The 3795-nt window shown below is 73.5% G+C and carries 5 protein-coding genes; all 5 read left to right on the forward strand.

Annotation, left to right across the window (positions count from 1 at the left end; all coding sequences use genetic code 11):
* A partial coding sequence (locus ACYVE9_RS18700) for a RibD family protein (protein ID WP_461029030.1) occupies nucleotides 1-338 on the forward strand: 338 nt, incomplete at its 5' end.
* Nucleotides 339-959 carry a riboflavin synthase gene (locus ACYVE9_RS18705; protein ID WP_461029031.1) on the forward strand — a complete coding sequence of 207 codons (621 nt, stop codon included), beginning with the start codon at nucleotides 339-341 and terminating at the stop codon, nucleotides 957-959. It begins immediately after the preceding gene.
* Nucleotides 956-1627 carry a nicotinamide mononucleotide transporter family protein gene (locus tag ACYVE9_RS18710; protein ID WP_461029032.1) on the forward strand — a complete coding sequence of 224 codons (672 nt, stop codon included), beginning with the start codon at nucleotides 956-958 and terminating at the stop codon, nucleotides 1625-1627. Before ACYVE9_RS18705 ends, ACYVE9_RS18710 begins: the two co-directional genes overlap by 4 nt.
* Nucleotides 1624-3177, forward strand: a complete 1554-nt coding sequence (gene ribA / locus ACYVE9_RS18715; RefSeq protein ID WP_461029033.1) for a GTP cyclohydrolase II — start codon at nucleotides 1624-1626, stop codon at nucleotides 3175-3177. Before ACYVE9_RS18710 ends, ribA begins: the two co-directional genes overlap by 4 nt.
* 97 nt (nucleotides 3178-3274) lie before the next feature.
* Nucleotides 3275-3760 (forward strand): 6,7-dimethyl-8-ribityllumazine synthase, encoded by a 486-nt coding sequence (gene ribH, locus ACYVE9_RS18720; RefSeq protein ID WP_461029034.1) that lies wholly within the window; start codon nucleotides 3275-3277, stop codon nucleotides 3758-3760.
* The last annotated feature ends 35 nt before the right edge of the window (nucleotides 3761-3795 follow it).

The following is a 3795-nucleotide window of genomic DNA, read 5'->3' on the forward strand; positions in this document are numbered from 1 at the left end:
TCCCGGTGCGGCCCGCCGAGGTGCTGCGCCTGCCGCGGGCCGCCGACGGCACCGGACTCGACATCCCCGCGCTGCTCGCCGCCCTGCACGCACGGGAGATCAGGTCGGTCCTGCTGGAGGGCGGCGCCACGTTGGCCGGCGCCTTCGTCGCGGCAGGCGCCGTCGACCGGGTCACGGCCTACCTCGCGCCCGTCCTGCTGGGCGCAGGCCCGCAGGCCCTCGCCAACGCCGGCATCACCACGCTCACCCAGGCCATGCGGCTCACCGTCACCGACACCGAGCAGCTGGGCCCCGACCTGCGCGTCACCGCCGTCCCCCTCCGCACCGAGGAGTCCTGAGTGTTCACCGGAATCGTCGAAGAACTGGGCGAGGTCACCGCGGTCGAGGACCTCGGTGACGCCAGCCGGCTGCGGCTGCGCGGCCCGCTCGTCACCGAAGGAGCCCGGCACGGCGACTCGATCGCGGTCAACGGGGTCTGCCTCACGGTGGTCACCACCGCGGACGGCGAGTTCACCGCCGACGTGATGGCCGAGACCCTGCACCGCTCCAGCCTGGGCGCGCTCACCGCCGGCTCCCGCGTCAACCTGGAGCGCCCGATGGCGCTCGGCGGCCGACTCGGCGGCCACCTCGTGCAGGGGCACGTCGACGGCACCGGGACCGTCACCGCCCGCACCCCCGGCGAGCACTGGGAGATCGTCGAGGTGTCCCTGCCGCCGGAGCTGTCCCGCTACCTGGTGGCGAAGGGCTCCATCACGGTCGACGGCGTCAGCCTCACCGTCGTCGACGTGGCCGACGACCGCTTCACCGTCAGCCTGATCCCCACCACGCTCGACCTGACCACGCTCGGCACCAAGAAGATCGGCGACCCGGTCAACCTGGAGGTCGACGTACTGGCCAAGTACGTCGAACGGCTGCTCGGTGACGACCGCCGCCCGGCCGGCACGGAGAGCGTGCGATGACCGCCTTCGGATGGCTCAACGCGACCGCCTTCGAGGCGCTGGGCCAGCAGGTCATCTGGTCCGACATGATCGGCAACCTGATGGGCCTGCTGGCGCTCGCCCTGGGCTGGCGCCGCTCGCTGTGGACGTGGCCGGCCCAGGTGCTCTCCGGCCTGATCCTGGTCGCCGCCTACGCCTCCGCGCAGCTCGGCGGCGGTGTCGGCAAGCAGCTGCTGGTCATCACGGTGGCCCTGTGGGGCTGGCGGCAGTGGCACAGCGGCCGGCAGCAGGCCCAGGACGGCTCGATCGCCGTGCGCTTCGCCACCTGGCGGGAACGCCTGTGGCTGATCGCCGGCACCGCGCTGGGCACGGCGGCCGTGGGCGCGCTGTTCACGGCTGTGCCGCAGCTGTCCTGGAACCCCTGGCCGGACGCCTACATCTTCACCGGCACGCTCGCCGCCATGGTCGCGCAGGCCCGTGGCCTGGTGGAGTTCTGGTTCGCCTGGCTGCTGGTGGACCTCGTCGGCGTGCCCCTGGCCTTCAGCAGCGGCCTCGCCTTCTCCGGTCTCGTCTACCTCGTTTATCTCGTGCTGGTGCTCTGGGGCATGCGGGCCTGGTGGCTCCGGTCCCGAGCGACCGCCGGACCGCCCCCCGGGCTGCCCCGGCACATGGAAGGAGCGTCCTCATGACCGCGCTGAGCAGCTGGTACGGCTCGTCCCCGGGCTTGCGCCACGAGCTGACCGACCTCACGCTCGATCCGATCGAACGGGCGCTGGCCGAGATCGCCGCCGGCCGGCCGGTCGTGGTGGTCGACGACGAGGACCGGGAGAACGAGGGCGACCTGGTGATCGCGGCCGAGAAGGCCACCCCGGAGATCGTCGCCTTCATGATGACGGAGTGCCGCGGCCTGGTGTGCGTGCCCATGGAGGGCGGTGAGCTCGACCGGCTGGAACTGCCGCAGATGGTCGCCACCAACACCGAGTCCATGGGCACCGCGTTCACCGTCTCGGTCGACGCCTCCGCGGCGCACGGCGTCAGCACCGGCATCTCCGCGGCCGACCGCGCCACGACCATCCGCATGCTCGCCGACCCGGCCTACACGGCCGGCGACTTCGTGCGTCCCGGACACGTCTTCCCGCTGCGCGCACGTCCCGGCGGGGTGCTGACCCGCCCCGGCCACACGGAGGCCGGCGTCGACCTGGCCCGGCTCACCGGGCTGCGTCCGGCCGCCGCGATCGTCGAGATCGCCGCGGAGGACGGCACCATGATGCGGTTGCCCGAGCTGGTGCCGTTCGCCCGCAAGCACGGCCTGGCGATCGTCTCCATTGAGGACCTCATCGCCCACCGCCGGAACACCGAGGCCGCCCCGGCAGCCTCCGACCCGGCTGCCGCCGACCCGGCCGCCTCCGGTCCGGCTTCCGTCCCGGTCGCCGACGGGCCGGTGCGGACCGCACCGGCCGCCCCGGTGGCCGTGGTCACCGAACCTGGTCCGGTCGGCGCGGAACCAAGCGTTCCGATGGCCGCCGCCGCGGTTCCCACCACCGGTGGGCCCGTCGCCCTGGTCGGTGCTGAGCCGATCACCGTGGTGCCGGTGCCCGCGCGCCGGCTGCCGACCGTGCACCGCGAGGCCGAAACCAGGCTGCCGACCGCGCACGGCGAGTTCCAGGCGTACGGCTACCGGTCCGAGGTCGACGGCGTCGAGCACGTCGCGCTGGTCGCCGGCGACGTCGGGGACGGCGAGGACGTGCTCGTGCGTGTGCACTCCGAGTGCCTCACCGGCGACATCTTCGGCTCCCAACGCTGCGACTGCGGGCCGCAGTTGCAGTCCGCGCTGGCCCGCGTCCAGGCCGAGGGGCGCGGCGTGGTCGTGTACCTGCGGGGCCACGAGGGACGCGGCATCGGACTGCTGTCGAAGCTGCGCGCCTACGAACTCCAGGAGCGCGGCCGGGACACGCTCGACGCCAACCTGGAGCTGGGGCTGCCCGCCGACGCCCGCGACTACGCCGCCGGCGCCCAGATGCTCACCGACCTGGGGGTGCGCTCGCTGCGCCTGATGACCAACAACCCGGAGAAGACGGACGCGCTGCGCCTGCACGGCCTGCGCGTCACCGGCCGCGAGCCGATGCCGGTCCTGGCCGGCGAACACAACCTGCGCTACCTGCGCACCAAGCGGGACCGGATGGGCCACGAACTGCCCTGGCTGGAGGACGCCCACGCCTCCGCCTGCGGCAGCCAGTGACCCGGCCCGGCGCGCCGTCCGGCGCGGCCCCGCCGGAGGCCGGCCGAACGCGGCACCGCACCACCCACCGCACCACCCCATCTGACGAGGAGCAACGTTGAGCGGCAAGGGCGCACCCGAACTGACGGTCAAGAACTGCGAGGACCTGCGGGTCGCGGTGATCGCCGCGCAGTGGCACGACACGGTCATGGACGGCCTGGTCAACGGGGCACTGCGGGCCCTGGGCGAGCTCGGCATCGACGAGCCGACCGTGCTGCGCGTGCCCGGCAGCTTCGAACTGCCCGTGGTCGCCAAGGTGCTGGCCGACCGCGGCTACGACGCCGTGGTGGCACTCGGTGTGGTCATCCGCGGCGGTACCCCGCACTTCGACTACGTGTGCCAGGGCGTGACCCAGGGCCTCACCAAGGTCTCGGTGGACACCGGGGTGCCGATCGGTTTCGGGGTGCTCACCTGCGACACCGAGCAGCAGGCCCTGGACCGTGCCGGACTGCCGGGTTCGACCGAGGACAAGGGCCACGAGGCCGTCACCGCGGCCGTCGCCACCGCGACCATCCTGCGGACCGTCGCCGAACCCTGGCGCTGACGTCCCCGCCGGGCCGCCCCGCACCGCCCCCGCGC

Source organism: Streptomyces sparsus, from assembly GCF_054776295.1.

Coding starts and splice junctions, on each gene's coding strand:
- ACYVE9_RS18710 (WP_461029032.1), top strand. CDS start 956: ATGACCGCCTTCGGATGGCTCAACGCGACCGCCTTCGAGGCGCTGGGC.
- ribA (WP_461029033.1), top strand. CDS start 1,624: ATGACCGCGCTGAGCAGCTGGTACGGCTCGTCCCCGGGCTTGCGCCAC.